Here is a 26693-nt window from a genome sequence, read left to right on the forward strand (position 1 = left end):
GGCTCGTCCTTCGGGTCACTCGCGGGCGCGTCGCCCAAAGTCGGCGCGAATGACGTTCCCCACCGTGTCTTCAAAAGACACCGCAGCGGCACGCGGCATGGCCTTCAGGGGCGCGCGCGCGACCGGCTCGGCGGCAGCGACTTGCGGCGCGGCGGCCAACGCCGGCGCCGCGTGCATCACCGCCACCACGTCACTGGCCTTCACGTTCACATAGCGTTCGAGCTGGGACATGGTCTTGTGGCCGGTGAGCGCCTTGACCAGAAAAACGTTGCCGGTCTTGAGCGCCATCCGGGTCGCGGCGGTGTGCCGCAAGTCATACAGACGCAGGTCCTCCAGGCCCGCCCGCTCGCAGGCCCGACGCCAGGCCGCGGCGAGCGCGTCATAGGTGAGCCGCACAATGCGCCCCTCGGGGGTAGGCGGGTTGAGCGCGGCGAGCGCCTGCAAGGCTTCGATGGCGCGTGGCGAGAGCGGGACGTCACGTTGGTCCGTCTTCGAGTCGGGCAGGTGCAAAATCCGCGCCTCCCAATTCACATCGCGCCAGCATGCATGCTCCAGGGGTTCGGACGTGCGCATCCCGGTCTCCACCAGCAGCGTGAGCGTAGGGCCCACCAGCTGGTTGCGGCAGGTCTGAATCGCCTCGTCCAGGCGGCGCTCTTCCTCCTGCGACATGACCCGGTCCCGCGCATTGTCGACTTTAGGCATGCGCAGCCCCACCGCCGGATTCTTGGCCGGCGCACTCCAGCACCAGACCTTCTTCACGTAATTGAAGAACCCGCGCAGCAACGCGCGCTCCAGCGCCACGGTCTCGGGCTGACGCACGCGTCGCAGCTCGTCCATCAGGGTTTGCACGTGATAGGGCTGCACGTCAGCCACCGGCATGCTGGCCAGTCGTGCGCGCAGCGCATCCGCCGCGGCGGTCTCCTGCGCCTGCTGACGCCGATGTGCAGCAAGTCCATTCGGTACGCGTCGCGGTGCCCGTGCCGGCTTGAGTTCAACCTGAAAGTGCTGACGCGCCTCCTGCACCTGCGCACCCGGCGCCGGCGCCTCGTCGTCGCTCGCCAATCGCGTCACCTTGAGTGTGGCCAGCCCCGCGGCCTCCAGATACTTGTTGAGGCGACGCGCCTCCTGCGCGGCCCCCTTCATGAAAGGCAGGCGTTCGAGCGCCATGTCCTGCAGCGCCTGTGCCACCGTCGTGCGCTGCGGCCCCAGGCCCTTGGGGCGGCCATGGTCGCGCAGCGGCGAGACCAGCGCCTCCATGGCGTCGCGGGCCGCGGTGCGGCTCTTCTGACCGGAGACGTAAAGGTCCTGTCCCATCACCCGGCGACGCATAGACCAGCCCGCGCCTTCGCGGAAGGGTTCAGCCACCTTAGCCATGGCTCACCTCCCGCGTCACGCGCCCTGCGGGCATGGCGAAAAGAGGCTCGGGTGCGCGCACCGTGCGCGAACAGAGGAAAGGGAGACGAGACCGCATGGCAACTCCTTGAATCATGGAGCTGCGTAAAGCAACGAAGATTTAGCCTCTTTGAGCCACTCGATGAAAAAAGTGGTGAGGCTTCAGATTCACGCCAAGGACACCTGCAAGGCCCTGTCCGGAGCGGACAAGCTCATGCACATCCGAGCGACGCCGGCACGGGATGCCGTGATTGCCAGAAGAGTGCCAGAAAAGCACGCTCACTAGCGAAAACGGCGGCCCCTTGCGCGGCCGCCGTTCTCACCGAACCCTTGTGCGACAAGGATTCCGAATTTGGTGGCCAGAGGCGGAATCGAACCACCGACACGCGGATTTTCAATCCGCTGCTCTACCAACTGAGCTATCTGGCCAAAGAGCTAGCCATTATAGCTACTGCTTTCGCGTTGTCAAACACTTCCCGCTACAGACGATCTGCACAACCTGACACGTCCCCCAAAAAGCCCCTCCGAAGAGGGGCCTGGAGTCGCGACACAATACAGATCAGTGGGCGGTCGCCTTGGCGGCGAGGATGCCGGTGTTCTGGCGTACGTAAAGTTCGTCCCACATATCCTCGGCGCGCTTGTCGCGGTACAGCAAGGACCCGAGGATCACCGCCAGGAAGCCGAGCGGCACCGAGATCAAGCCGGGGTTCTTCAGGTCGAACAGGGGTTTCTCAAGCCCGACCAGCGAGGTTTCCTGCCCCTCGACCTTCTTGAAGTCGTCATTCGCCTTCTTGAGCGCCTTCTCAAGCGCGGCCGTCTGCTTGGCTGCCTTCGTAACGGAGGCTTCATCGCCCGCGGCGACGAGCTTGGCGATCGCCTCGCGCTTGGCGGGTTCGCCGTCCACCACTTTCTGGGCTGCAGCACGAACCAGCTTCGGATAGGTCATGTTCGGGGAGACCATGACGAGCCCGATCGCAGCGATAGTGCCAACGATCATCCCCGCGACGATGCCGCCAGTGTTGCAACGCTTCCAGTAAAGCGTCATGAGCACGCAGGGGAAGTTGGCTGACGCGGCCACCGCAAACGCCAGCGCAACCAGGTGCGCCACGTTCTGCCCTTTGGCGGCAATGCCGATCACGATGGCGAGCGCGCCGACAAACACCGTGGCGATCCTTGCCGCACGCACCTGCTCGGCCTGACTGGCGTGGCCGCCCTTGACGACACCGACATAGAGGTCGTGCGCCACGGCGGAGGCAGCAGCCAGCACGAGGCCGGCGACCACCGCGACGATGGTGGCGAAGGCGACTGCCGCAACGAAGGCGAGCATGAAGTTGCCCAAGAAGCTGTCACCACCACCGCCGACGAACTGCGCGAGCAGCGGTGCCGCCATGTTGCCGCCGGCATCGACTGCCTTGATGGCATCCGGGCCGACCTTGATCGCCGAACCCATGCCGAGGAAGATCGTCAGCACGTAGAAGCCACCGATGATCGCCATGGCCCAGATCACCGACTTGCGGGCTTCCTGCGCCGTCGGCACGGTGAAGAAGCGCATCAGGATGTGCGGCAGGCCTGCGGTGCCGAAGACCAGCGCGATTCCGAGCGAGATCTGGTCGATCGGCGCCTTGAAGTAGAGGCCCGGCTCCAGGAAGCGTTGGCCAAGTTCAGCCGGCGACATGTTCTTGGCCGGATCGCCGAGCAAGGCGGCAACCTGCGCCTGCACCTTGGGGTCTGCTACCACGGCATCGAGGAAGCCGGGCAAGCTGAAGCCGTAAGGCGCCCAGACGAAAGCCACCAGGATCAGCGAGGCACACACCAGCAGCACGGCCTTGATGATCTGCACGTAGGTGGTCGCAACCATGCCGCCGAACAGCACGTAGGCGAGCATCAGCACGCCCACGGTGATGACCGACACTTCATAGTCGATGCCGATCAGGGTCTTCACCAGCACGCCACCACCAACCATCTGCGCGGTGAGGTAGAAGGTGGACACGGTGATGACCGAGATCGCGCCGACGATGCGCGTTTTCTTCGGATCATTGCGGTAAGCCAGGATGTCGGCCAGCGTGTACTTGCCGATGTTGCGGCAGGGTTCGGCGATCACCAGCAGCACGGTGATGTAGGCCACCAGCCAGCCGACCGAGTACATGAAGCCATCGTAACCATAAAGGCTGATCAGCCCCGCGATACCAAGGAAGGAGGCGGCGGAAAGATAGTCACCAGCAATCGCCCAGCCGTTCTGCAGGCCCGACACGCCACCGCCCGCCGTGTAGAAGTCCGACGCGGAGTGCACCCGCTTTGATGCCACGTAGGTGACGAACATCGTCAAGCCGATGATGGCGGCAAAAACGAGAAAGGTCAGCCAGCGCCATTCGGAACTGACGGCCCCCTGCGCGATCGCCGGGCCTGCGGCCAGCACTGCGGCCAGTCCCAGCGCACCGGGGAGTAGTTTTCTGCGCAATTCCATGGTTCAGCCCCCGATCCGCTCTGCGTCACGCACAAGTTCTTCCGCCATCGCGTCGAACTCCGTATTTGCCTTCTTCGAGTAGTAGAAGGCGATCCCCCACGCCACGATGAACTCGGACAATGCGAACAGCAGACCGACGTTGACCGGGCCGAAGACCTTGATCTTGAAGAGATCCTGAAAATACGCTGCGCCGACGGGCAGCAAGAAGTAGTAGGCGACCGAGAAGATCATCAGCCCCATGAGGAACGATGTCTTTTTCTTATGCAGTCGCTGAAACCGTGGGTCGGCATCGATTGCCGCCCAGTTGATCGCTTTGGTGCCCATTGCCCCCTCCTCCGTGAGTCACGCCTTTCCAGCGCGAAGCCGGAGCGTATGCCGCGAGCCTGACTCGGCGCTGACGGGGGGCTGACGGAAGGCTTACGAACGCGGGCGGACGATCGTCACGCTGCACGGCGCATCGTTGATCACCCGATCCGCCACCGGCGGAAGAATGTTGCGACCGACCAGATTGGGTGGCGGTGCACCGATCAGGATGTGATCAACCTGGTTGTTGCGCGCGTAGTCGAGCAGCCCGTCGGACGGATCGCCCGCCTCAAGCACATGGAAAGTGATGCGACCAGCCGGCAAGGCGATCGGCTCCGCCCAATGGCGCAGTTTGACGAGTAGCTGGAGGTGCTGCCGCGGCGCGCTGCTCGCCTCGTCCGCCGTCCCCATCACCGGCTGGGGGCGGGTGACGGTCACACACGCCACCCGCGCGGCCGGCATGGCGGCAGCAAACCGCTGCACGGCAAGGCGGATCGCCTGCTGGTGCTTCTCATTGGTGTAGGCGGTTGCCACCGCCACCATGATGATCGGCGCATCGCTGGCGCGCTCGGCCGGCGCCACGACCACCGTTGGTTCATAGCCGAGCCCGAACACCCACTTGCGCAGGCGCGTCATCACGCCCTGGCGTCGCGTCCAACGCCCGCGCGCGCTCACCTCCACCTGCTCGGCGTGCTGCAACTCGAAGGCCAGCTGCTTGGCACTGGCAAGGCGCTTCTCGACGTTGACTTCAAGGCAGCGGTAGATGGTTTCCTGCAGCGCTTCGGACAAGGCCGGCACCCGCGCGCGCGGCGGCACCGGGCTCGCGCGCAATCGCTTGCGCATGCCATTCGGCGTGGCCGGTGCGCCAAACGGGTAGTGCCCGGTTGCCAGCTCGTAAAGGATCACGCCAAGCGCGAACACGTCACTGCGCGCTTCATGGCGGATGCCCAAGACCTGCTCCGGCGAAATGTAGGGCGCCGACCCAAGCGGGCGACGAAACTCTTCGGCGAGCAGATCAGGCAGGTGTGCGTGCCGCGCCAAACCCAGATCGATCAGCACAGCGCTGCCGTCGGGCCGGATCATCACATTCGACGGTTTAAGGTCGAGATGAATCACCTCGCGCTCGTGCAGTTGCTGCACGGCCAGCGCCAGGGCAGCCCCCAAGCGCCGCACCTCGGGCTCGGCAAGCGGGCCGTTTTCCAGCATGGATGAGAGGGTTCTCCCCTCGATCAGCGCCATGACCAGGTAGGGGCTACGCTCCAGGTCACCAGCGCCGTAGAGGCGCGGCACCGGGCCGCCATCAAGCGCATCGAGCACCATCTGCTCAACTTCGAAACTGACCACCGTGGCGCCCGGCTCCCCCTGCCCAAGGCGGGGCACCTTCATGACCGCCGGGCCGGGCAGATCGTCGCGCGATACGCGATAGATCACCGCCATGCCGCCGGCGTAGAGCCGTTGCTCGATCCGGTAGCCGTCGATCTCGTTGCCCGGCTCCAGTTCGGTCGCCAGCATCAGGGCAGGCCCTCGATCTGCAGTGCGAAACGCTCCGGCAGGCCGGCACGGCGGATCTTCGCCGCCGCCGCCGCAACGTCATACGGCACGCGGTGATAAGTCAGCCTGGCCTTCGCGCGATCGAAGATGGCATACCAGGCGCCCGTCTTGCCATCGCGCGGCTGCCCGCATGATCCGACGATGCCCAGCCAACTGCGGTGCCGCCCGACCGGAAGGGCGACGCCCATGGTCGGCACAAAAGGAGAAAGGCGCCCGTCCGAGCCGACATAGTAGAGCGTCGGGTCGTGCACATGGCCGCTGAAGACGTAGCGGGAACCGGCCGCATCCAGACTGGCGCGCGCATCGGCCGCGCAGGAAACGTAGTCAAAACGTTCGGGGTGATTGGCGCTTGCATGCACCCAGGTGACATCGCCGTCGGACGCGATCAGGGGCAGGCCCGCAAGGTACTGGCGCTGCGCCATGCTCAAGCGCGGCAGGGTCCAGATGATCGCGGCATGGGCCTCGTCGTTCATCGGCTCATCACCGCGCCCCACCACGGCCGCGTCGTGGTTGCCCATCACCGAGGCCCGCACCGCAGCGCCCAGTGCGATGACGCGGTCAATCACCGCCGCGGGATCGGCGCCGTATCCAACCAGATCGCCGAGAAAAACATAACCATCAACGCCCTGGTCGCCCGCATGCGCGAGGCATGCATCCAGGGCCTCGATGTTGGCATGGACATCTGCGAGCAGCGCGAGCTTCACCGGGCCTCAGTGCCGGTTCATTTGTTGAGCAGCTTGATGACCAGCCAGAGCGCGATGCCGACTGCGGCAACCCCGCCAAAAATCATCAGGAGCTGGCTGCCCGAGACTTCCATTTCCCCGACCGCACCGGTCCCCGAATCCCCACCAGCTGCGCGTACTGCCAATGGCAACGCCAGGGCCAGCGTCATCGTCCCCTGCACTGCTCCGCGTACTGAAAGCGCTTTTGTCATACAGAACCCCCGTGAGTGCCGCCCGGCGTCGGCCAGGCGGCAGAAGCAGGGCGGCACCACAGGCCGCCCTGAAGCTGGATCAAGTGTGATGGATATCGCGATCCTTGGTCTCGGGCATGAAGAGCATGCCAATGACCGCCGTCATCACCGCGATGACAATCGGATACCACAGGCCGTAGTAGATGTCGCCGGTTGCCGCCACCATCGCGAAAGCCACCGTCGGCAGGAAGCCGCCGAACCAGCCATTGCCGATGTGATACGGCAGCGACATCGAGGTGTAGCGGATGCGCGCCGGGAAGAGTTCGACCAGCCAGGCCGCGATCGGGCCGTACACCATGGTCACGTAGATGACCAGGATGGTGAGCAGGAACAGCACCATCGGTACATTGGTCTTCTGCGGATCGGCCTTGTCCGGGTAGCCGGCCGCCTTGAGGGCTGCGCCGAGCTCCTTGTCGAACGCCTCTTTGCGTACCTTGGCTTCTTCCTTGGACAGCCCCGTCCCCTCGTAGGCGTTGACCACCGTGGCGCCGATCTTGATCTGCGCAACCGCGCCCGGCGCAGCGGCTTCGTTCGAGTACGGAATGTACTTCTTCGCGAGGCCACCCTTGGCGATGTCGCAAGAGCTGGTGAACTTGGCCTTACCCACCGGGTCGAACTGGAAGGAGCAGGCCTTCTCATCGGCCACCACCACCACCGGGTTGGCTGCCTGCGCGGCGAAGATATCCGGGTTGCCGTACTGGGTGAGCGCCTTGAAGATCGGGAAGTAGGTCAGCGCCGCCAGCACACAGCCCAGCATGATGATGGGCTTGCGGCCAATCTTGTCCGACAGCGCGCCGAAAATGATGAAGAACGGCGTGCCGATCGCCAGCGAGGCGGCAATCAGCAGGTTGGCGGTCATCGGGTCGATCTTCAGCGTTTGCAGCAGGAAGAACAGCGCGTAGAACTGGCCGGTGTACCAGACCACCGCCTGACCAGCGGTACCGCCAAAGAGCGAGAAGATCACGATCTTCAGGTTCTCCCAGCGGCCGAAGGATTCGGTCAGCGGTGCCTTGGACGACTTGCCCTCTTCCTTCATCTTCTTGAAGACCGGTGATTCGTTCAGCTGCAAACGGATGTACACCGAAACGATCAGCAGCAGCACCGAAATCAGGAAGGGAATCCGCCAACCCCAGGCTTCGAACTCGTCCTTGCCGAGCACCGTGCGGCAGGTGAGGATCACCAGCAGCGACAGGAACAGGCCCAGCGTGGCGGTCGTCTGGATGAACGATGTGAACAGGCCGCGCTTGCCCTTGGGCGCATGCTCGGCCACGTAGGTGGCCGCACCGCCGTACTCACCGCCAAGTGCCAGGCCCTGCAGCAATCGCAGCGTGATCAGAATGATCGGCGCCGCAACGCCGATCTGCGCGTAGGTGGGCAGCACCCCGACGATGGCGGTGGCAATGCCCATGATCAGGATCGTCACCAGGAAGGTGTACTTGCGACCGATCATGTCGCCCAGGCGCCCGAACACGATGGCACCGAACGGCCGCACGGCAAAACCGGCAGCGAACGCGAGCAAGGCAAAGATGAATGAAGTGGTCTCGTTCACGCCAGCGAAAAAGTGCTTCGCGATGATCGCGGCCAGCGAGCCGTAAAGATAGAAGTCGTACCACTCAAATACGGTGCCGAGCGATGAGGCAAAGATGACTTTGCGCTCCTCTCGCGTGATGCCGCGCGATGCCGGCTCCGCAGCCATGCTCCCAGTTTGTGCCATGTCTCCTCCGTTGTGATTGGTCTTTCAGCCGTTTCGCCTCGGATGGGCGGAATTGCGGCAGGCGCAGACTAGGCGGGGTGACTTACGGGTGGCTTACGCTGCAACGCACCATGCGCAGGCGGGATGCGGTGCCAGTTTCCGAGCCTATTCGAAGGCGGTGGGCGGGGCCATGACAGGCTCGCCGGCGCGCGGAAATTCGATCACGAATCGCGTGCCGCGCCGCTCGGGGCCGCTTTCAAGGCGGATCGTCGCCGCATGCAGATCGGCGATCTCGCGCACGATGGGCAAGCCTAGGCCGCTGCCCTCAACGCCGCTGCCCAGCACGCGGTAAAAGCGCTCGAACACACGCGCATGGTCTTCCGGCGGAATGCCGATGCCATCGTCCTGCACCCCCAGCACGGCCACCCGCGGCCGTTCGGCATCGTAGGCGGTGAACACGGTCACCTTGCCGCCTTGCGGGGTGTACTTGATGGCGTTGTCGATCAGATTCTTGAGCATTTCACGCAAGAGGATCGGTATGCCGTCGACCGCCAGTGGCCAGCCGGTGGTTTCGACCCCCAAGTCGATCTGCTTTGCCATCGCGCGCGGCACGAACTCGGTCGCCACCTCGCGCGCCAGCAACTCAAGATCGATCCGCTCAAGGCCACTCGGCCCATGCGAACTGGCCTCGGCACGCGCCAGCGCGAGCAGCTGGTTGATCAGGTGCGCCGCGCGTTGCGCGCCCAGATGGATGCGGCCAAGCGATTCATGCAACACCTGCGGGTCCGATTCCGACAAGGCCAGTTCGGTCTGCATCTTCAGCCCTGCAAGCGGCGTGCGCATCTGGTGCGCCGCATCGGCCACGAAGCGCTGCTGCGCCTGCAGGTTTTCGTCGAGCCGCGCCATCATGTCGTTGAAGGCCACGATCAGGGGCCGTACTTCCTCCGGCACGCTCATCGGCTCGATCGGCGAGAGATCCGCCGGGCGCCGCCGCCGGATCAAACCCTGCAAGCGGCTCAGGGGCGCGATGCCACGGGTGAGCCCCAGCCACACCAGCACCACGGTGGCGGGGATCACCAGAAACTGCGGCAACAGCACGCCGGTCACGATGCGGGAGGCAAGCGCCTCGCGCTTGTTACGCGTTTCGGCCACCTGCACGATTGCCTCGCCGGCTTGATCCGGCAGCAAGAAGCGCCGCCGCGCCACGCGCACCTCCTCGCCGGCGATCTCGACATCATCAAAGCGCAGCGGGCGCTCAGGCGCGTCGTCCGCCGCCTCCGGCTCCGGCGGCGGCAAGGGCAGTTCGGCATCGCCCACCACCACTTCACCGCGCGGCCCGATCACCTGGTAGTAGATGGCGTCCTCTTCGTCGGCGCGCAGCAGCGCGCGCGCGGGCGCCGGAAAGTTCACCGTCACCCGGCCGCCGGCATCCACCTGTATCAGGCGCGCGATGGCGGCAACGTTGGCTTCAAGGGCTCGGTCGTAAGGTTTGTCGGCGATGCCTTGCGCCACATGGTGGGTCGCAATGATCGAGATCGGCCAGAGGAAGAGCAGCGGCGCGAGCATCCAGTCGAGGATCTCGCCGAACAAGGAATACGGTGGGCGCCGGCTTCCCGCGCCAGCGCGGGGCGACCCGGCGCCGGGCCACCTAGGCAGCCGCATCCGGCTTTTCCAGGCAATAGCCCAGGCCACGCACCGTCGCAATCTTCAGGCCGGACGGTTCGAGCTTCTTGCGCAATCGGTGGACGTACACCTCGATTGCGTTATGCGACACCTCTTCGCCCCATCCGCACAGGTGATCGACCAGTTGCTCCTTGCTCACCAGGCGCCCCACGCGCAGCAGCAAGGTTTCCAGCACTCCGATCTCGCGCGCGGAGAGCTCCACGACCTGCCCGCCGACCATCACCACCCGATCCGCCTGGTCGTAACTGAGCGCGCCCATCGTGATGCAACGCCCCTGCCCGGTGCCACGGCGGGTCAGGGCGCGGGCGCGCGCTTCCAGTTCGGGCAAGGCGAAGGGTTTGGTCATGTAGTCGTCGGCACCAGCATCGAGGCCGCGAACGCGCTCCTCGATCGCATCCTGCGCAGTCAGGATCAGGACGGGCGTGGTGGACTTGCGTGCGCGCAAGCGCTTGAGCACCTCGATCCCCGGCAAGCGTGGCAAGCCCAGATCAAGCACCACCAGATCGTAGGTCTGGCTCGCAAGCGCCGCGTCGGCCTCGGTGCCGCTTGGCACATGATCGACCGCGAAGCCACCCCGCTTGAGGGCGCGGATGAGCGCGTCGGCGATGATCTCGTCGTCTTCTGCCAGAAGGATTCGCATGAGATGCTCCGAGAGCCGCGCCGGCAGGACGCCTGCGCCTCCTGGCCGAAGTGTAGCACCGGGCCCGCGGCCCCACTTCGCCGGGGGCGACGGCATGCTGCGCCGAAAAAAAGCCCCGTACTCGACGCACGGGGCCTCAGGAATGTTTGGCCACGTGAGGGCAGCCGTTTTCGATATTACTGTTGCAGCCACGCAAATCAAGCGGCTTTTCCGGGGGCGAATCGGAACAGCCTCGCAGCAAGCTGTCACCAGACAGGAAAATTGCTTGCAATTGTTAGGGCTAGCGCGGCGCCAATTGCATTTTGCATAGACGTCCGCGATCATTCCCCCATACGGAGGCGAATTGCATTTGTCGCATTCCCGCAACATCCGGGCGAACAATCACCGGCACATCGGCCACCCAGAGCCACCGCGCACGCAGGTTCTCGCCTGCTTGCGCAGATAGACACACCAGATCAGAGAGAGGCAAATGGAACAAAACATCTACATGAAAACCGCCGCCGGGCTTGCCGAAATCCAGGCCCGGCAGATGCGCCTGCATCCGCGCACCCGCTCACTGCTGGTGCTGATCGATGGCAAGCACAGCGTTGCCGAACTGCTGGACACCCTGGCCGGCATTGGCATTCGCGACAGCAGCTTCGATGAGCTCGCACAGCTTGGCCTGATCTCGCTGGCCGCCGGCAGCACACAGACGGCCAGCACCATGAGCGAAGCCGCAGGCGAAACAGCGGCCGCCGCGCCGCGCCTCAGCGCATCGCCCGACCCGTCCGAGCCTGAAGCCACCCACGAGACGAGCAGCGCGCATCAGCAAATGCGCGCCCTGTACGCCTTTTTCAATGACCACATCCGTGATGCCCTCGGCTTGCGCGGCTTCATGATGCAGTTGCAGGTCGAAAAGGCCGAATCGATTGCCGACTATCATGCGATTCGCGATCAATTCCTGAGCGCCGTCAGGAAGTCAAAAGGTGAAATGGCGGCAGCGGCCCTTCAGGTCAAGGTAGACCGCCTGCTCGGCGCAAGCGCCTGAACGCCGCCCCGCGCCAAGCGGCCCCAAAAAAAGAAACCCCGCCGAAGCGGGGTTTCTTCATTCAGCCTTTCGGATGAACCGGGGCAATTACATGCCCATGTCCATGCCGCCCATGCCGCCCATGCCACCCGGCATGCCGCCGGCCGGCTTGTCTTCAGCCAGTTCGGCAACCATTGCATCGGTGGTCAGGATCAGCGAGGCAACCGAAGCGGCGTTCTGCAGCGCGGTGCGGGTGACCTTGGCCGGATCCAGCACGCCCAGCTCAACCAGGTCACCGTAGGTGCCGTTCGAGGCGTTGTAGCCGAAGTTGCCCGAACCTTCCAGCACCTTGGCGATCACGACCGAGGGCTCGTCGCCAGCGTTCGCAACGATCTGACGCAGCGGCTCTTCGATCGCGCGCAGCACGATCTTGATGCCGGCGTTCTGCTCGTCGTTGTCGCCCTTCAGATCCTTGATCGCAGCACGGGCGCGCAGCAGCGCCACGCCACCGCCGGCAACCACGCCTTCTTCAACGGCGGCACGGGTTGCGTGCAGCGCGTCTTCGACGCGGGCCTTCTTTTCCTTCATTTCGACTTCGGTCGCAGCGCCAACCTTGATCACTGCAACACCGCCGGCCAACTTGGCCTTGCGCTCTTGCAGCTTTTCCTTGTCGTAGTCGCTGGTCGCGGTTTCGATCAGGGCGTCGATCTGGGCCACGCGCGCCTGAATGGTTTCAGCCTTGCCGTTGCCGTCGATGATGGTGGTGTTTTCCTTCTCGACTTCGATGCGCTTGGCTTGGCCCAGGTCGGCCAAGGTGGCCTTCTCGAGCGTCAGGCCGACTTCCTCGGCGATCACGGTACCGCCGGTCAGGATGGCGATGTCTTCGAGCATGGCCTTGCGACGGTCGCCAAAGCCCGGGGCCTTGACGGCAACAGTCTTCAGGATGCCGCGGATGTTGTTCACCACCAGGGTCGCCAGGGCTTCGCCTTCGACGTCTTCAGCGATGATCAGCAGCGGACGGCCGGCCTTCGCTACTTGCTCCAGCACCGGCAGCAGGTCGCGGATGTTCGAGATCTTCTTGTCGAACAGCAGCACGAAGGGGTTGTCCAGCGCGGCGATCTGACGCTCCTGGTTGTTGATGAAGTACGGCGACAGGTAGCCGCGGTCGAACTGCATGCCTTCAACGACATCCAGCTCGTTGTCGAGCGACTTGCCGTCTTCGACGGTGATCACGCCGGCCTTGCCGACCTTGTCCATCGCGCTGGCGATGATGTCGCCGATCGAGCTGTCGGAGTTGGCCGAGATCGAACCGACCTGGGCGATTTCCTTCGAGGTGGTGGTCGGCTTGGCAGCCTTCTTCACTTCGGCGACCAGAGCGGTCACAGCCTTGTCGATGCCGCGCTTGAGGTCCATCGGGTTGTGGCCCGACACGACCAGCTTCATGCCTTCGCGAACGATGGCCTGGGCCAGCACGGTCGCGGTGGTGGTGCCGTCACCGGCGTTGTCCGAGGTCTTGGAAGCAACTTCCTTGACCATCTGCGCGCCCATGTTCTCGAACTTGTCCTTCAGTTCGATTTCCTTGGCGACCGAAACGCCGTCCTTGGTCACGGTCGGGGCGCCGAAGGAGCGCTCGAGCACCACGTTGCGGCCCTTCGGGCCGAGGGTCACCTTGACCGCATTGGCCAGGATGTTGACGCCATTGACGATCTTGACGCGTGCGTCGTCACCGAACAGAACTTGCTTTGAAGCCATTGTGTAACTCCTGAAATCTCTGGAATGTCAGACCGGAATGCGAGAGGCTCAGGCCTCGACCACACCCAGGATGTCTTCTTCGCGCATGACCAGCACTTCCTGGCCATCAACCTTGACGGTCTGGCCGGCGTACTTGCCGAACAGCACGCGATCGCCCACCTTCAGATCAACGCGGCGCACTTCACCGTTGTCCAGGAACTTGCCCGGGCCAACAGCCAGCACTTCACCCTGATCAGGCTTTTCGCCAGCCGAATCAGGAATCACGATGCCGGAAGCGGTGGTGCGCTCGGCTTCGATGCGCTTGACGATCACACGGTCGTGCAAAGGACGGATCTTCATCAGGTCACTCCTCGTACGTAGTACGTTTTCAATGAGACGAGCCGGAAAGCCGGCCCGATAAAATGCAAATGCGGCGGGATGAGGAGCAGCGAAACGCTGTTAGCACTCACCCCCGACGAGTGCTAATAATAGGTGCGGCACACTGCGTTTTCAAGTCACGGCCGGGAAAATTGTCGCGAGCCCGCCGGCTTGTCGGCTTTGCGACGTAGCGTGCGCCCACCGATGCGGGCTGCCCCGGGAACACGGCGCGCCCTGCCGCCGCAAGCCTTTGCGGCCACGGCGGCAACGCGTCGCAGGCCGCGCCCGGCCCCTGGCACCGCTCTTGCACCACCGTGCTTGTCACCCGACGAGCACGGACATGGCCCGCCCCCCGATCATCAATGACACCACGCTGCGCGACGGCGAACAGACCGCCGGCGTCGCCTTCAGCCTCGCCGAGAAGCTCGAGATTGCGCAGCGGCTCGATGCGCTGGGCGTGCCGGAGATGGAAATCGGCATCCCCGCGATGGGCGAGGCCGAACGCGCCAGCATCCGCGCCATCGCCGCGCTCGGGCTGCGCGCCCGCCTGATGGTCTGGGCGCGCCTGAAGGCCGCGGACATTGCCGCCGCAGCCGGGCTGGGCGCCCACCTGATCGACATCTCCGCCCCCGCTTCGGACCAGCACCTGCGCGGCAAGCTGGGCAAGGGGCGCGACTGGCTGCTGGACGAAGTGACCCAGCGCGTGGCGCAAGCCCGTGCGCTGGGCCTGGAAGTTGCCGTGGGGCTGGAAGACGCCTCACGCGCCGACCCCGCCTTCCTCAAGCAGATTGCCGCCACCGCGCAACAAGCCGGCGCCCGCCGCCTGCGCTTTGCCGACACGCTGGGCGTGATGGAACCCTTCGGCGTGACGCGTGCGATCCGCGCGCTGCGGCGCAGCTGCACGCTGGAGATCGAAATGCATGCCCACAACGATCTGGGCATGGCCACCGCCAACACCCTCGCGGCCGTGCGTGCCGGCGCCACCCATGTCAACACCACGGTGAACGGGCTCGGCGAACGCGCCGGCAACGCCGCGCTTGAAGAAGTGGTGCTCGGCCTGCGCCAGTGCTACGGCATCGAAAGCGGCATCGACTTGCAGGATTTTCCCGCGCTGGCCGAGCGCGTGGCGCAGGCATCCGGCCGCCCGATACCGCCGCAGAAGAGCATCACTGGTGCAAACGTGTTCACCCACGAGTCCGGCATCCATGTCGACGGCCTGCTCAAGGACCCGGCCAACTACCAGGGCTTCGACCCCGCCGTGGTGGGTCGCCGCCACCGGATCGTGCTGGGCAAGCACTCAGGCACCGGCGCGGTGAAGTCCGTCTTCTCTGGCCTCGGGCACCGACTCGGCGATCACGAAGCAAGCGCCCTGCTCGGCCAGGTACGGCGATTTGTCAGCCTCGAAAAGCGCACGCCGGACGATCTCGACCTGATGCGCTTGTTCCACGGGCTCAAGCACGAGCCTTCCCACTGAACCGCAAAGCGAGGCCTACCATGCGCACGCCCTCTGAAGCCCTGGCCGCCGAACTGGCCGAACTCGAATCGATCGAGGACTTCCTGGTCTACTTCGGCATTGCCTACGATCCGGCCGTGGTGCAAGTCAATCGCCTGCACATCCTGCAGCGCTTTCATGATTACCTGCGCACCGCCGATGAGCCGCCGGACTACCAGCAATGGCATGAGCGACTGGCGCGCGCCTACGACGACTTCGTCCGTTCCGACGCCCTCACCGAAGGCGTTTTCCGCGTCTTCAAGCGCGCACGCGGCATCTCGACCGTGCAGCTGTCGTCCATCTGCCGGGCACGCTGATGCAACCCATCTACGAACTGGGCGACGCGGTGCGCGTGGTGCGCAACGTGCGCGACGACGGCACCTACCCCGGCAGCGCGCGCGGTGATCTGCTGGTGCGGCGGGGTAGCGTCGGTCATGTGGTGGACATCGGCAGCTTCCTGATGGATCAGGTGATCTACTCGGTGCACTTCCTCGCCAACAACCGGATCGTGGGTTGCCGCGAGGAAGAACTGATCGGCGCCGACGAAGCCTGGGCCGAATCAAAGTTTGAAACCCGCGAGCGCGTCTGCAACCTGCGCCCGCTCGCACTCGGCGGCATCATCCGCGTGCCCGCCGGCTCCGAGGGCGAAGTGCTCAAGGTGCTGCGCGAGCAGGCCGACGACATTGCCTACCATGTCCACTTCGATGCCCTGCCCGGCCACACCCTGCAGGTGCGCGAAGCCGCGCTGGAGGCGGCGCCGCGAACCACGATGGAGCGCTTGCATGTCTGAACCGCCGGCCGTCGCCCATGCGCCCTCGCGCTACCTGACGATCAAACACGCGCAGGCCCTGTTTGAGATGGCGCCCGAATCCTTGTCGGCCGAACAGCGGCAACGGGTGGACGAGATCGTCGCGCGGCAGCGTGCGATCGAACAACGCGTGCTCGCCAGCCCCGAAGCGCAACAGGTGCGCGTGACCGAAGCGACCATCGATGCCGGCGTTGCCGAAGTGATGTCGCGCTTTTCCACCGAGGCCGACTTCGTCTGCACGCTTGCCGCCCAGGGGCTCACGCTGGCAACGCTGCGCGAAGAGCTGGCGCGCGACATCAAGGTCGAAGCGGTGCTCGAAGCGGTGTCGGCCAGCCTGCCGGCCGTCACCCGGCAAGACGTCGAGATCTTCTACCGCCTCCACGCCGATCGCTTCCAGACGCCCGAGCGGCGCACCGTCCGCCACATCCTCATCACCATCAACGACACGCTGTCCGGCAACGATCGCAGCGCCGCGCGCGCACGCATCGACCAGATCCGCGCCACCTGCAGCAAAGACCCGGAGCAGTTCGCGAACCAGGCACTGCGCCACTCCGAATGCCCCACCGCGATGCAGGGCGGGCTGCTCGGCCCGGTGCCGCGCGGCCAGCTCTTCCCCACCCTGGATGCCGCGCTGTTTACGATGCGCGTCGGCGAGCTATCGGCCGTGCTCGAATCGCCGATGGGCTTCCACATCCTGCGCTGCGATCACATCCACCCCGGCGGCCGCATTCCACTGGCCAAGGTGCAGGACAAGATCCACGCGCAGATCCAGGGCACCCGCCGCGCCAACCACCAGCGGGCCTGGCTCAAGCAGTTGCTGCACAAGCGCTGAGCAAAGCCTGCCAAGTACGCGCCTGCCGGCGGCGTAAGATGCGCGAACCGATCCGGGTGCGCCTTGTCCATCCCCGGTCGTCATTTCCCATCCAGTGCAGCCATGAATCAAACCCAATTCCGGCGCATCGCCGCCGCCTACTCGCTCACCGTTGTCGCCGCCGTGCTCATGCTCGCCACCGGCATCGGCGGCATGCTGCCGGTGCTGATGCTGATCGGCGTCGTGATCGGCGCACTGCATCTTTGCTTCACCGCATTCGAGTTCAGCGATGTCTTCGGCGGCAGCGGCCGGCGTGAAGTGATTCCGCCCGAGCCCGACTACGTGCGTACCCGCAAGGCCGACGACCCGGAGGCCTGAGCTCCGCACCCCGGCGCGGTGCGCGTCAGCGGCACGTGGCCGCCCCCGCCCTTGATCCAGCGCAGCATGCACGGCGATGCGGCGGGGCTAACCTGATCTGATCCGCACCCAAGCCAAGGGAGACACCATGAGCCGTTCACTCAAACCCATGATCGTGATGCTGGCGCTGATCGGCACCAGCAGCGCAATCGCCCAGACCTACGTGTATCCGGCCAAAGGGCAATCCGCCGAACAACAGCAGAAAGACGTGGCGGAATGCCAGGCGTGGGCCAAGCAACAGACCGGCTTTGACCCGGCCAAGCCGGTTGCTGCGGCGCCGGCCCCTGCCCCCGCGCCATCCGGCGGGCGGGTGCGCGGTGCCGCCGCCGGTGCCACCGTGGCGGCCATCACCGATAACGATGTCGGCGATGCGGCGGCGGTAGGCGCCGTGGTGGGCGCATCCGCGCAACGCCGCGATCGCCGCCAGGCGGCATCGCAACAGCAGGCGGCGGCCTCACAGCAACAAGCGGCGGGGCAGGCCAACTATGCCAAGGCGCAGGGCGCCTGCCTTGAAGGCCGTGGCTACACGGTGAAGTAAGCCACTGCGGCAAGCGCCGCAACACCGCCCGACAGCCGGGGGCTGAACGCCTTGCGCGCTCAGCCTTCGTCGTTTTCCAGCTCGAAGCCAGGCCGGCGCGGCACCGTCATCGGATCACACTGAATGGGGCGGTAGATCTCGACCCGGTCTCCCGCACGCAGCGCAGCATCAAGCTTCACCGCTTTGCCGAAAATGCCGACCCGCTGCGAAGCCAGGTCGATATGCGGAAACTGTGCGTAGATGCCGGACAGTTCGATCGCATCCTTGACGCTGGTGCCTTCCGGCACCTCGATGTTGTGCCAGGCCTGACGCCCCTTCTCGGTGTAGGCGACGGCGACTTTCAGTGTGCTCATGTTTGTCTCCCTCAAGCACTGCATGCCGATTGAGCCGGGCCACCTGCACAGGCACGGCGTGAGATGCGCTGTTCGATCAGGCGCCGCCCGGCGAGCAGGAAGCCGAGGACGAGAAAGCCGCCGGGCGGCAGGATCATCATCAGTACGCCGGTGTAGCCGGGCAGCACGGTCACTTCCATGAACGAGAAGGCCGGGCCGAGCAGGAGGCTCGCCTGCGAGAACAAGGTGCCGGCGCCCAGCAGTTCGCGCACCAGGCCCATCAGCGTGAGGGCGAAGGTAAAGCCCAGCCCCATCGCCAGCCCATCCACCGCCGACGCCAGCACCCCGTTCTTCGAGGCGAAGGCTTCGGCACGGCCGAGGATCGCGCAGTTCACCACGATCAGCGCAATGAACAGGCCGAGCACCTTGTGCAGGCCGTGCAGCCACGCGTTGAGCGACATATCCACCAGCGTCACCAGGGTGGCGATGACAACGATGAAGACCGGAATCCGCACCTGGCTGCTGACGAAGTCGCGGATGCTCGCGATCAACATGTTCGAGACCACCAGCACCGCCGTCGTCGCCAGGCCCATGCCCAGCCCGTTGGTGCCGGAGGTGGTGACCGCCATCGTCGGGCACATCGCGAGCAACTGCACGAAGACGACGTTCTGATCCCACAAACCGTCGCGCCACAGGCGCCCCATCGAATCGGTACTCATCGTGCAGCCTCCGAGATTTCTGCCTGGTGCGCGGCGTAGAACTGCAGGCCTTCACGCACCGCCTTCACCACCGCCCGCGGCGTGATCGTGGCGCCAGCGAACTGATCGAACACGCCACCGTCTTTCTTCACTGCCCAACTTGCCAGGGGCATGCCGGCGAGCGACTTTTGCTCGAAGGCGTGAATCCAGTCGGACTTGGCCGCTTCGATCTTGTCGCCCAGGCCCGGTGTTTCGCTATGCCGCAGCACCCGCACGCCGGTTACCGCGCCCGCCGGGTCAACCCCCAGCAGGATCACGATATCGCCGGCGTAGCCGCGGGCGCGGTACTCGAACACCGCGGCGCTGAACTGGCCCGCCTTGCGGCCGCGGTACACATTCACCTTGCGCCCGCCGGTGTCGGCCACCTCCAGCGCATCGGCCAGCAGATCGTTGTCGGCCATGCCCTCGGGCAAAACCTGGGTGAGCGACTGTTTCAGATCATCCTGCGCGGCTTGCTCGATGGCCGACACGGTTGCGCGGTTTGCCAGCACCAGCGCGGCGCTGGTGAGGAAGGTGCTGAGCGCCAGCAAGCCGCCCTGGTAGACGATGCGTTCGCGCCACAAGGCCAGATCCATATCAGTTCTCCTTGCGCGGCGCGATCGGTTGCCCGCGCCAGTTGCGGCCATACACCCGCGGTTTGATCGCACGGTCAATCACCGGCGTCAGTGCGTTCATCAGCAGCACCGCGAAGGCCACGCCTTCGGGGTAGCCGCCGTAGGTGCGGATCACCCAGGTCAGCAGCCCGCAACCGGCGCCGAACACCAGTTGCCCGCCGCGCGACGAGGGCGAGGTCACGTAGTCGGTGGCGATGAAGAAGGCGCCCAGCATCGCGCCGCCAGACAGCACATGCGCCCCCGCATCGAGATAGCGCGCCGGGTTCACCGCATGGCCGATCGCCGCTGGGATCGCAATCGCCAGCAACATGCTGACCGGGATATGCCAGGTGATCAGGCCCATCAACATCATTGCGATGCCGCCAGCGGCGATCAGCAGCACCGCGGTTTCACCCAGGCTGCCGGGGCGCATGCCGGACCACGACACCGGCAGGCCATTGGCAAAGGTCTGAAGCAGCGAGACGCCACGCGACAACTCGGTCTTGGCCTGACCCAGCAAAGACGCGCTGGTGTAGGCATCGGGCACGCTGCCGCCAAAGGTGAGCTGCAGCGATTCGAGCCAGCCCGGCGCTTGCGCACCTGTAAGACCGATCGGCGCCACCCAGCCGGTCATCACCACCGGGAAGGACACCAGCAGCGCCACCCGCGCCACCATCGCCGGATTGAAGAGGTTGCAACCGATGCCGCCAAACACCTGCTTGCCGATCACGGTGGCGAAGAGCCCGCCGATCACACCCAGCCACCAAGGCGCCCAGGGCGGCAGCGATACCGCCAGCAACCAGCCGGTCAGCAGCGCCGAGCCGTCCAACAGCGTCGGCACGACCGGCTTGGCCATCAGCCGCAGGCACAGCGCCTCGCCGGCCAGTGCGGCCAGCACGGTCACCAGCCACAGGTTGAAAGCGGGCCAGCCGAAGTACCAGAAGCCGCAGGCAGTCGCCGGCGCGAGCGCCAGCATCACCTTGAGCATCACATGGCTGACGCTGCCCAGTTGGCCGGCGTGCGGCGAGGCCGCCACCGATGGCAGGGCGGAAGAAGCAAGCATGTTCATGAGGGCATCTCCTGGCCGCCGGGTGCAGCAGCAGAGGCTTGCTGTGCGGCGCGGGCGGCCTTGCGTTTGGCGGCCGCTTCGGCGCGCTCGCGGGCATCGCGTTCAAGCCGTTCGCGGCGCGCGTCGGCCAGCTCGCGGGTGAGTGCATTGCGCTTCTTTTGCTGCGCACGCGCCCACAGCGTCCCCTTGGCATGCTGGAAGGATTGCACCAGCGGCAGGTTGGAGGGGCAGACATACGCGCAGCAACCACAGGCGAGGCAATCATCGAGTTGCAGGCTGGCGGCGCCGTCGTAGTCGCCGGCGCGCACTCGCGCCGCAATCTCGAGCGGCTGCAGGCCCATCGGGCAGGCCTTGACGCACGAGCCGCAGCGAATGCAGGCCGAAGGCGCAGGCCGAGCGATCTCGGCGGCGGTCAGCGCGAGCACGCCGCCGCAGGCTTTGACGGTAGGAACCTGCGCGTGCGGCAGGGCAAGGCCCATCATCGGCCCGCCCATCACCAGGCGGGCGGGCGCTTCCTTGAGGCCGACGAAGGCGAGCAGGTCTTCGACCAGCACACCGACCGGCGCCAACACGTTGCCGGGCGCGGCGACTGCCCCGCCGTTGACCGTGACGATACGGCGGTAGAGCGCCTCACCATGGCGCAGCGCGCGATGGATCGCGGCGCAGGTGCTGACGTTGTTCACCAGCACGCCGATGCTTGCCGTGCGTGCGCCGGCGGGCACCTGCTTGCCGGTGAGCACCTCCACCAGTTGGCGGTCAGAGCCCATCGGGTAGCGCGCCGGCACCGGGCAGATGCGGATCGCGGCGAAGGCGCGCGCGGCCTCACGCATGGCGGCAATCGCCTCGGGCTTGTTGTCCTCGATGCCGACCAGCGCGGTACGCGCGCCGACGGCATGCATCAGGATGCGCACGCCGTCGATCACGTCGTCGGCGCGGTGGCGCATCACGCTGTCGTCGCTCGACAGGTAGGGCTCGCACTCGCCGCCGTTGATCACCAGGGTCTGCACTTCGAGCTTGCGGCCCAGTTGCGCCTTGGGCGCCGACGGGAAGGTTGCGCCACCAAGCCCGACGATGCCGGCATCGGCGATTCGGCGCGTGACTTCCGCCGGCTCAAGCGCGAGCGGGTCGTCGACACCGGCCGCCTCCAGCGCGCGGTCTTCCCCGTCGAGCGTGATCGTGATCGCGTCGAACGGCAGGCCGGATGGATGCGGCGCCGTGACCGGGCCGATTGCCGTGACCACACCGGACGATGGCGCATGCACCGGCGCCGACACGGCCCCCTGCGCAGCGGCGATCAGCTGGCCACGCAGTACGCTGTCACCCACTGCAACCACCGGTTTCGCCGGGGCGCCCACATGCTGCAGCAGCGGCACACACAGCTTTGCCGGCAGCGGCATCACGCGCAGCGGCGTATCGGCGGCCGGGCGCTTGTGATCGTCGTGCGGATGCACGCCCCAGCGGCCACCGTTGAGTCTTTCGAGAATGCCCATGCGGCAGCTCCTCAGGCGAAGCTGGGCGAGGCCCAGTTCCAGTCCTGCAAGGTCTGCGGCAGCGGGCGCAGTCCGATCGCCCCGGTGGGGCACTCCGTCACACAGGCGCCGCAGCCGGTGCAGGCCTGGTGCAGCACACCGTGGATCTGCTTGCTGGCGCCGACGATGGCATCGGTGGGGCAGCCCTTGAGGCAGCGCGCGCAGCCGATGCAGATGTCTTCCTGCACCTCGGCGATCTTGGGCCCCTGATCAGCCAGGCCACCCAGATCGAGTGTCAGCCCCAGCTTGGCGGCAATCGCTTGTGCCAGGGGCGCGCCGCCGCCGGGGCAAACCGTTGCCGGCGCAGCGCCGGCCACCAGCGCGTCGGCCGCGGCACCACAGCCCGCCAGCCCGCATTGGCCACAGTTGGTGCCGGGCATCATCGCGGCGATTTCGGCCGCTACCTCGTTGCCTTCCACCGCAAACACGCGGGCGGCGTAACCGAGCATCAAGCCCAGCATCAGGCCCAGCAAAGTCAGGATCACAACAGGCACAAGCATCATGGCCTCCTAGCTGAAGTTGAGTCCGGCAAAACCCATGAAGGCGAGCGAGAGCAGGCCGGCCAGAATGAAGCTCACTGGTGCCCCATCCAGCGCCGCCGGCACACGCACCAGCGCAAGCCGCTCGCGCAGCCCGGCAAACATCAGCATCGCGAGCGTGAAGCCGAGCGCCGATCCGAATCCGTACACCACGCTCTTGAGGAAGCTGCCGCCCTCTTGCACGGTGAGCAGCGCAAGACCGAGCACCGCGCAGTTGGTGGTGATCAGCGGCAAGAAGATGCCGAGCGACTGATACAGCGCCGGCATCGATTTCTTGATCACCGCTTCGATGAACTGCACCGTCGCGGCGATCACGACGATGAAGGTGAGGATGCGCAGGAACTGCAGCCCGAGCGGGGCGAGCACGAAGTAATCGAGCACCCAGCTCGCGGCGACCGCAACGGTGATGACAAAGGTGGTGGCGAGCCCCATGCCGAAGGCGCTGTCCATGCTTTTGGACACGCCCATGAAGGGGCACAGGCCGAGGAACTTGCTCATCACCACGTTGTTCACCAGCGCGGTGCTGACCAGCAGGATCAGGTATTCGCTCATGTCGGTTGAAACCTCCTGCACCCGACTTTGCAGAGAGCGTGCCAAGGCCGGCCGCGAGCACCGAGGCTGTGCAAGAACGCCCCGCAAAGCGGCATGCCGCCACGCTTTGTGAGGAACCCGACAGCGCCGCGATGGCGCATTTCCCCCTGTCACGGATGCGACAAGCCGACAAACGATGTGACAAAGCGGCCGCCATGCCACCCGCGTTTGACCCTGCTCAACGAAGGGGTGCTTGCGCGCGTTTGCGGCACGCTTACTGCATGGTTCGCCGCAGACTCACCGCCAGGGCGTGCCATGCCAGAAACGAAGAAGCCAGCAAGCAGGAAGTCCGCATCCCCCACCCCCCGCGCACAGGTGGATGCCACGCTGTTCCGCGCCGCCGTGGAGCAGGCGGACATCGCGATTTCCATCTCGGACCCGCGCGCGCACATCGAGTATGTGAACCCCGCGTTCACGCGGGTCAGCGGTTACCTGCCCGCCGACGCACTGGGCGAAAAGCAGTCGATCCTCTCCAGCCACACCACGCCGCCCGAGGTCTACAAGGCGATGTGGCACACCATCACCGGCAAGCAGACCTGGAGCGGCAGGCTGGTCAATCGCCGCAAGGACGGCAGCCCCTACCTCGCCGACCTGACCGTGACGCCGGTGCTCGACGAAGCCGGGCAGATCAGCCACTACCTGGGCCTGCATCGCGACATCACCGCGCTGCACAAGCTCGAATGCGCGGTGCGCAACCAGAAGGCGCTGATCGAATCGGTGGTGGACAGCGCGCCGCTGGTGCTGGCCCTGCTCAACCTGGAAGACCGCGTCGTGCTCGACAACCTCGCCTACAAGGCGCTGATGTCGGACCTGGGCATGACCGAGCCGGCCAAGGTGCTGCTGGACGCGATCCGCAACGAACTGGGCAACGGCTTTGGCGCCTTCACCCCGGGCAGCCACGCATTCCTCGATCGGCAAGTACGGCTCGATCGCCCGCACTGGCGATCGCCGCGCTGGTACAACTGCTCGGCGGTGTGGGTTTCCGCCGCAAGCGACAAGGCCGACGCGTTCTACAACAGCGAGGGCGAGCCGATGCTGCTGCTGGTGGCCACCGATATCAGCCGCCAGATCCAGGAACAGGAGAAAGCCCGCATCGCCGCCTTGCAGGCTGTGATGGCCGAGGAGAACCGCCAGCAAGCGCTGCGCGAAAGCCTCTCGGCTGCGGTGTACCAGATGGAAGGGCCGCTCAACGTGCTCGGCTCGGTCGTCACGATGATGGGCAGGCGTGGCTGCGATCCGGCGCAGGCAGCCCTGGCTGAAGCGCTCAAGGCCGGGCAGGCGGCACTCGAAACCCTGCGCACCGCGATCCCGGCGCGCGCGCCCGAGATGTCCACCGCGGTCAACCTCAACGAAGTGGTGCGCGACGTCCTCGATCTTTCATCCGGGCGCCTGCTGGCGGCAGGCGTTTCGGTGAGCTGGAAGCCGCAGATGGTGTTGCCCAATATCCAGGGGGCGCCCACTCGCCTGCGCGGCTTGCTCAAGGCCCTGGTGGACAACGCGATCGAGTCGATGAATGTGAAGGGCTGGCGCCAGCGCGAACTGGCGATCACCACGATCAGCCTTGGCGACAGCGTGGAAATCTCGGTGGTCGATAGCGGCCCCGGGCTGGCGCCCGAACTGCGCCTCAAAGCCTTTGAGCCCTTCTTCAGCACCAAGAAGGCGCAGGGCAATCATCTGGGCACCGGGCTGCCCGCCGCACAGCAGGTGGCGGTGGATCATGGCGGCTGCATCGAACTGAACCCCGCCCCCGAAACCGGCTGCATTGCCCGTGTGGTGCTGCCGCTGCAACACGGCGCAGGCATCAGCGCCGAGCCCGCTTCAAGCGCGAACGGACACCATCATGGACGCTGAAGGCGCACTGCACCGGGTGCAGATGGAGACGCTCTACCGGGTGAGCGTCATCCTTTCCCGCACGCTGGACGTCAAGAAGGCCCCGCAGGAAGTGCTGCGCGTGCTCGAAGAATCGGCCGGTCTCACGCTGGGCATGATCAGCGTGCTGGATGCCGACAGCGGCGAGCTGGTCGTCAGCGCGGTGCAGGGGATCGAAGCCGAAGACTTCGAGCCGGTGCGCTACCAGACAGGCGAAGGCGTGATGGGCCTGATGCTCGAAGAAGGCAAGACGATGGCGCTGCCTTCCATTGCGAGCGACCCACGCTTCCTCAACCGGCTCGGCATCTATCAGCGCCGCCTGCCCTTCATCGCCGCGCCGATCCATGTCGGCGGCGTGCTGCAGGGCGCGCTGGCGGTGCAGCCGAACCGGCTCGACGACGGCCTGCTTGCGGTGCGCGCGCGCTTCGTTGAAATGGTGGCGAACCTGATCGGGCAGAGCGTGAAGCTCTCGCTCGATGTAGCGCACGAGAAAGAGACGATCGCCGAGGAGCGCGACACCCTGCGCCGCACGGTGCGCGCACAGCACGGCTTCGACAACATGGTCGGCCACTCGGTCGCGATGCGCCGCATCTTCGAGCAGATCCGCATGGTCTCGAAGTGGAACACCACGGTGCTGATCCGCGGCGAAACCGGTACCGGCAAGGAACTGATCGCCAACGCGATCCACTACAACTCGCCGCGTGCGCGCGGCCCCTATGTGCGCCTGAACTGCGCCTCGCTGCCCGAAAACCTGCTCGAATCCGAACTCTTCGGCCACGAGAAAGGCGCCTTCACCGGCGCGGTGGCGGCGCGCAAGGGCCGCTTTGAAATGGCCGACGGCGGCTCGATCTTCCTCGACGAAATCGGCGAAATCTCGCCCGCCTTCCAGGCCAAGCTGCTGCGCGTGCTGCAGGAAGGCGAACTCGAACGCGTCGGTGGCGGCCGCACGATGAAGGTGGATGTGCGCGTGATCGCTGCCACCCACCGCGACCTCGAAGACGCGGTGGATGAAGGCAAGTTCCGCGAGGACTTGTACTTCCGCCTCAACGTGATGCCGATCACCGTGCCGCCGCTGCGCGAGCGCCTCGAAGACGTGCCCGAGATCGCGCGCCACCTGATCGGGCGCATCGGCCACGCACAGGGCCGCCCGCTCGACTTGAGCGAGGCAGCGATCACCCGGCTGACGCAGTACGGCTGGCCGGGCAACGTGCGCGAACTGGAAAACTGCCTCGAGCGCGCGGCGGTGATGTCCGAGAGCGGCAATATCGACTGTGATCTGATCCGCATCGACCGCCAGCGCGAGATGGCCGCCGCGGCTGCCGCCAACCGCATCGACCTCGACGACCCAAGCCTCGACGAGCGCACCCGCGTGATCGCCGCGCTCGAACAGGCCGGCTGGGTGCAAGCCAAGGCCGCACGCCTGCTCAACATGACGCCACGGCAAATCGCCTACCGGGTGCAGACGCTGGGCATCGAAGTGAAGCAGTTCTAGCGGCCACGCCAAGCCCTTCGCTCCGCGCCCGCCGGGCTGCG

Annotated in this window: 27 protein-coding genes and 1 tRNA gene; 9 read left to right on the top strand and 19 right to left on the bottom strand. The window is 65.7% G+C overall.

Features of this window, described 5'->3' with window-relative positions:
• Window positions 1-15: 15 nt before the first annotated feature.
• The 10 genes from OPU71_RS00625 to OPU71_RS00670 all read right to left on the bottom strand — a co-directional run bounded on the left by OPU71_RS00625 (window position 16) and on the right by OPU71_RS00670 (window position 10699).
• A complete protein-coding gene (locus OPU71_RS00625; RefSeq protein ID WP_267723945.1) occupies window positions 16-1374 on the bottom strand; it encodes a tyrosine-type recombinase/integrase in 1359 nt (452 codons plus the stop codon).
• A 371-nt stretch (window positions 1375-1745) separates the two neighbouring features.
• A tRNA-Phe gene (locus tag OPU71_RS00630) sits at window positions 1746-1821 on the bottom strand.
• 130 nt (window positions 1822-1951) lie between these two features.
• On the bottom strand, window positions 1952-3856 hold the full coding sequence (locus OPU71_RS00635; RefSeq protein WP_267723947.1) for a cation acetate symporter: 1905 nt from the start codon (window positions 3854-3856) through the stop codon (window positions 1952-1954).
• 3 nt (window positions 3857-3859) lie between these two features.
• Entirely contained in the window at window positions 3860-4180 is a 321-nt protein-coding gene (locus tag OPU71_RS00640) for a DUF485 domain-containing protein (RefSeq protein WP_267723949.1), read from the bottom strand.
• Window positions 4181-4273: 93 nt separating this feature from the next.
• Window positions 4274-5671 carry a serine/threonine protein kinase gene (locus OPU71_RS00645; protein WP_267723951.1) on the bottom strand — a complete coding sequence of 466 codons (1398 nt, stop codon included), beginning with the start codon at window positions 5669-5671 and terminating at the stop codon, window positions 4274-4276.
• The gene (locus OPU71_RS00650; protein ID WP_267723953.1) at window positions 5671-6414 is read right to left on the bottom strand and encodes a metallophosphoesterase family protein; all 744 of its coding nucleotides are present in this window, start codon (window positions 6412-6414) and stop codon (window positions 5671-5673) included. The genes OPU71_RS00645 and OPU71_RS00650 overlap by 1 nt, the downstream gene beginning before the upstream one ends.
• A gap of 17 nt (window positions 6415-6431) precedes the next feature.
• Window positions 6432-6602, bottom strand: a complete 171-nt coding sequence (locus OPU71_RS00655; RefSeq protein WP_267723955.1) for a hypothetical protein — start codon at window positions 6600-6602, stop codon at window positions 6432-6434.
• 121 nt (window positions 6603-6723) lie between these two features.
• On the bottom strand, window positions 6724-8397 hold the full coding sequence (locus OPU71_RS00660; protein ID WP_267723957.1) for an MFS transporter: 1674 nt from the start codon (window positions 8395-8397) through the stop codon (window positions 6724-6726).
• A 144-nt stretch (window positions 8398-8541) separates the two neighbouring features.
• A complete protein-coding gene (locus tag OPU71_RS00665) occupies window positions 8542-10038 on the bottom strand; it encodes a sensor histidine kinase (RefSeq protein WP_267723959.1) in 1497 nt (498 codons plus the stop codon).
• Window positions 10025-10699, bottom strand: a complete 675-nt coding sequence (locus OPU71_RS00670; RefSeq protein WP_267723961.1) for a response regulator transcription factor — start codon at window positions 10697-10699, stop codon at window positions 10025-10027. Before OPU71_RS00670 ends, OPU71_RS00665 begins: the two co-directional genes overlap by 14 nt.
• Before the next feature lie 469 nt (window positions 10700-11168).
• Here OPU71_RS00670 and OPU71_RS00675 point away from each other — a divergent pair, with 469 nt between their 5' ends.
• Entirely contained in the window at window positions 11169-11726 is a 558-nt protein-coding gene (locus tag OPU71_RS00675; protein WP_267723963.1) for a hypothetical protein, read from the top strand.
• 87 nt (window positions 11727-11813) lie between these two features.
• Here OPU71_RS00675 and groL read toward each other — a convergent pair whose 3' ends face one another.
• Both groL and OPU71_RS00685 read right to left on the bottom strand, forming a co-directional pair.
• The gene (gene groL, locus OPU71_RS00680) at window positions 11814-13457 is read right to left on the bottom strand and encodes a chaperonin GroEL (RefSeq protein WP_267723965.1); all 1644 of its coding nucleotides are present in this window, start codon (window positions 13455-13457) and stop codon (window positions 11814-11816) included.
• A 48-nt stretch (window positions 13458-13505) separates the two neighbouring features.
• Window positions 13506-13796, bottom strand: coding sequence for a co-chaperone GroES (locus OPU71_RS00685; RefSeq protein ID WP_324256018.1), 291 nt, complete (start codon window positions 13794-13796; stop codon window positions 13506-13508).
• A gap of 358 nt (window positions 13797-14154) precedes the next feature.
• On the opposite strand from OPU71_RS00685, the gene nifV reads away from it, so the two are divergent.
• The 6 genes from nifV to OPU71_RS00715 all read left to right on the top strand — a co-directional run bounded on the left by nifV (window position 14155) and on the right by OPU71_RS00715 (window position 17880).
• Window positions 14155-15288, top strand: a complete 1134-nt coding sequence (nifV, locus tag OPU71_RS00690) for a homocitrate synthase (RefSeq protein WP_267723967.1) — start codon at window positions 14155-14157, stop codon at window positions 15286-15288.
• A gap of 20 nt (window positions 15289-15308) precedes the next feature.
• Window positions 15309-15623, top strand: a complete 315-nt coding sequence (gene nifW, locus OPU71_RS00695) for a nitrogenase-stabilizing/protective protein NifW (RefSeq protein WP_267723969.1) — start codon at window positions 15309-15311, stop codon at window positions 15621-15623.
• Window positions 15623-16096: a nitrogen fixation protein NifZ gene (locus OPU71_RS00700; protein ID WP_267723972.1), complete on the top strand. Its 474-nt coding sequence runs from the start codon at window positions 15623-15625 to the stop codon at window positions 16094-16096. Before nifW ends, OPU71_RS00700 begins: the two co-directional genes overlap by 1 nt.
• Window positions 16089-16946 (top strand): nitrogen fixation protein NifM, encoded by an 858-nt coding sequence (gene nifM / locus OPU71_RS00705; RefSeq protein ID WP_267723974.1) that lies wholly within the window; start codon window positions 16089-16091, stop codon window positions 16944-16946. Before OPU71_RS00700 ends, nifM begins: the two co-directional genes overlap by 8 nt.
• Window positions 16947-17048: 102 nt before the next feature.
• On the top strand, window positions 17049-17303 hold the full coding sequence (locus OPU71_RS00710; RefSeq protein ID WP_267723976.1) for a hypothetical protein: 255 nt from the start codon (window positions 17049-17051) through the stop codon (window positions 17301-17303).
• A 127-nt stretch (window positions 17304-17430) separates the two neighbouring features.
• Window positions 17431-17880 carry a hypothetical protein gene (locus OPU71_RS00715; protein WP_267723978.1) on the top strand — a complete coding sequence of 150 codons (450 nt, stop codon included), beginning with the start codon at window positions 17431-17433 and terminating at the stop codon, window positions 17878-17880.
• Between the two features lie 59 nt (window positions 17881-17939).
• On the opposite strand, the gene OPU71_RS00720 is transcribed toward OPU71_RS00715, so the two are convergent.
• From OPU71_RS00720 to rsxA, 7 genes are read right to left on the bottom strand one after another with little or no spacing between them, the layout of a single operon-like run.
• Window positions 17940-18233 carry an RnfH family protein gene (locus OPU71_RS00720; protein WP_324256019.1) on the bottom strand — a complete coding sequence of 98 codons (294 nt, stop codon included), beginning with the start codon at window positions 18231-18233 and terminating at the stop codon, window positions 17940-17942.
• A gap of 11 nt (window positions 18234-18244) precedes the next feature.
• Complete coding sequence (locus tag OPU71_RS00725) at window positions 18245-18931, bottom strand: electron transport complex subunit E (protein ID WP_267723980.1); 687 nt, start codon at window positions 18929-18931, stop codon at window positions 18245-18247.
• A complete protein-coding gene (rsxG, locus tag OPU71_RS00730) occupies window positions 18928-19545 on the bottom strand; it encodes an electron transport complex subunit RsxG (RefSeq protein ID WP_267723982.1) in 618 nt (205 codons plus the stop codon). Before rsxG ends, OPU71_RS00725 begins: the two co-directional genes overlap by 4 nt.
• A gap of 1 nt (window position 19546) precedes the next feature.
• On the bottom strand, window positions 19547-20632 hold the full coding sequence (locus OPU71_RS00735; RefSeq protein ID WP_324256020.1) for an RnfABCDGE type electron transport complex subunit D: 1086 nt from the start codon (window positions 20630-20632) through the stop codon (window positions 19547-19549).
• Window positions 20629-22122, bottom strand: coding sequence for an electron transport complex subunit RsxC (gene rsxC, locus OPU71_RS00740; RefSeq protein ID WP_267723984.1), 1494 nt, complete (start codon window positions 22120-22122; stop codon window positions 20629-20631). Before rsxC ends, OPU71_RS00735 begins: the two co-directional genes overlap by 4 nt.
• Window positions 22123-22133: 11 nt before the next feature.
• Window positions 22134-22661: an RnfABCDGE type electron transport complex subunit B gene (locus OPU71_RS00745; protein ID WP_267723986.1), complete on the bottom strand. Its 528-nt coding sequence runs from the start codon at window positions 22659-22661 to the stop codon at window positions 22134-22136.
• Between the two features lie 9 nt (window positions 22662-22670).
• On the bottom strand, window positions 22671-23252 hold the full coding sequence (gene rsxA / locus OPU71_RS00750) for an electron transport complex subunit RsxA (protein ID WP_267723988.1): 582 nt from the start codon (window positions 23250-23252) through the stop codon (window positions 22671-22673).
• 294 nt (window positions 23253-23546) lie between these two features.
• On the opposite strand from rsxA, the gene nifL reads away from it, so the two are divergent.
• Together nifL and nifA are read left to right on the top strand one after the other, a co-directional pair.
• Window positions 23547-25142: a nitrogen fixation negative regulator NifL gene (nifL, locus tag OPU71_RS00755; protein ID WP_267723990.1), complete on the top strand. Its 1596-nt coding sequence runs from the start codon at window positions 23547-23549 to the stop codon at window positions 25140-25142.
• Entirely contained in the window at window positions 25132-26652 is a 1521-nt protein-coding gene (nifA, locus tag OPU71_RS00760) for a nif-specific transcriptional activator NifA (RefSeq protein WP_267723992.1), read from the top strand. Before nifL ends, nifA begins: the two co-directional genes overlap by 11 nt.
• Window positions 26653-26693 lie beyond the last annotated feature (41 nt).

It is taken from the genome of Niveibacterium sp. 24ML, from assembly GCF_026586805.1.
Taxonomy (GTDB): Bacteria; Pseudomonadota; Gammaproteobacteria; order Burkholderiales; family Rhodocyclaceae; genus Niveibacterium.

Bases quoted from the DNA above. Each gene is read 5' to 3' on its own strand.
- OPU71_RS00655 (WP_267723955.1), bottom strand. From the start codon at position 6,602: ATGACGCTGGCCCTGGCGTTGCCATTGGCAGTACGCGCAGCTGGTGGG.
- nifV (WP_267723967.1), top strand. From the start codon at position 14,155: ATGGCCCGCCCCCCGATCATCAATGACACCACGCTGCGCGACGGCGAA.
- nifA (WP_267723992.1), top strand. From the start codon at position 25,132: ATGGACGCTGAAGGCGCACTGCACCGGGTGCAGATGGAGACGCTCTAC.
- OPU71_RS00725 (WP_267723980.1), bottom strand. From the start codon at position 18,931: ATGAGTACCGATTCGATGGGGCGCCTGTGGCGCGACGGTTTGTGGGAT.
- groL (WP_267723965.1), bottom strand. From the start codon at position 13,457: ATGGCTTCAAAGCAAGTTCTGTTCGGTGACGACGCACGCGTCAAGATC.
- rsxC (WP_267723984.1), bottom strand. From the start codon at position 22,122: ATGGGCATTCTCGAAAGACTCAACGGTGGCCGCTGGGGCGTGCATCCG.
- OPU71_RS00735 (WP_324256020.1), bottom strand. From the start codon at position 20,632: ATGAACATGCTTGCTTCTTCCGCCCTGCCATCGGTGGCGGCCTCGCCG.
- OPU71_RS00660 (WP_267723957.1), bottom strand. From the start codon at position 8,397: ATGGCACAAACTGGGAGCATGGCTGCGGAGCCGGCATCGCGCGGCATC.
- OPU71_RS00625 (WP_267723945.1), bottom strand. From the start codon at position 1,374: ATGGCTAAGGTGGCTGAACCCTTCCGCGAAGGCGCGGGCTGGTCTATG.
- nifL (WP_267723990.1), top strand. From the start codon at position 23,547: ATGCCAGAAACGAAGAAGCCAGCAAGCAGGAAGTCCGCATCCCCCACC.
- OPU71_RS00665 (WP_267723959.1), bottom strand. From the start codon at position 10,038: ATGCGGCTGCCTAGGTGGCCCGGCGCCGGGTCGCCCCGCGCTGGCGCG.
- OPU71_RS00670 (WP_267723961.1), bottom strand. From the start codon at position 10,699: ATGCGAATCCTTCTGGCAGAAGACGACGAGATCATCGCCGACGCGCTC.
- OPU71_RS00715 (WP_267723978.1), top strand. From the start codon at position 17,431: ATGAGCCGTTCACTCAAACCCATGATCGTGATGCTGGCGCTGATCGGC.
- OPU71_RS00645 (WP_267723951.1), bottom strand. From the start codon at position 5,671: ATGCTGGCGACCGAACTGGAGCCGGGCAACGAGATCGACGGCTACCGG.
- rsxG (WP_267723982.1), bottom strand. From the start codon at position 19,545: ATGGATCTGGCCTTGTGGCGCGAACGCATCGTCTACCAGGGCGGCTTG.
- OPU71_RS00685 (WP_324256018.1), bottom strand. From the start codon at position 13,796: ATGAAGATCCGTCCTTTGCACGACCGTGTGATCGTCAAGCGCATCGAA.
- OPU71_RS00745 (WP_267723986.1), bottom strand. From the start codon at position 22,661: ATGCTTGTGCCTGTTGTGATCCTGACTTTGCTGGGCCTGATGCTGGGC.
- OPU71_RS00700 (WP_267723972.1), top strand. From the start codon at position 15,623: ATGCAACCCATCTACGAACTGGGCGACGCGGTGCGCGTGGTGCGCAAC.
- nifW (WP_267723969.1), top strand. From the start codon at position 15,309: ATGCGCACGCCCTCTGAAGCCCTGGCCGCCGAACTGGCCGAACTCGAA.
- OPU71_RS00635 (WP_267723947.1), bottom strand. From the start codon at position 3,856: ATGGAATTGCGCAGAAAACTACTCCCCGGTGCGCTGGGACTGGCCGCA.
- OPU71_RS00640 (WP_267723949.1), bottom strand. From the start codon at position 4,180: ATGGGCACCAAAGCGATCAACTGGGCGGCAATCGATGCCGACCCACGG.
- OPU71_RS00675 (WP_267723963.1), top strand. From the start codon at position 11,169: ATGGAACAAAACATCTACATGAAAACCGCCGCCGGGCTTGCCGAAATC.
- nifM (WP_267723974.1), top strand. From the start codon at position 16,089: ATGTCTGAACCGCCGGCCGTCGCCCATGCGCCCTCGCGCTACCTGACG.
- OPU71_RS00720 (WP_324256019.1), bottom strand. From the start codon at position 18,233: ATGAGCACACTGAAAGTCGCCGTCGCCTACACCGAGAAGGGGCGTCAG.
- OPU71_RS00710 (WP_267723976.1), top strand. From the start codon at position 17,049: ATGAATCAAACCCAATTCCGGCGCATCGCCGCCGCCTACTCGCTCACC.
- rsxA (WP_267723988.1), bottom strand. From the start codon at position 23,252: ATGAGCGAATACCTGATCCTGCTGGTCAGCACCGCGCTGGTGAACAAC.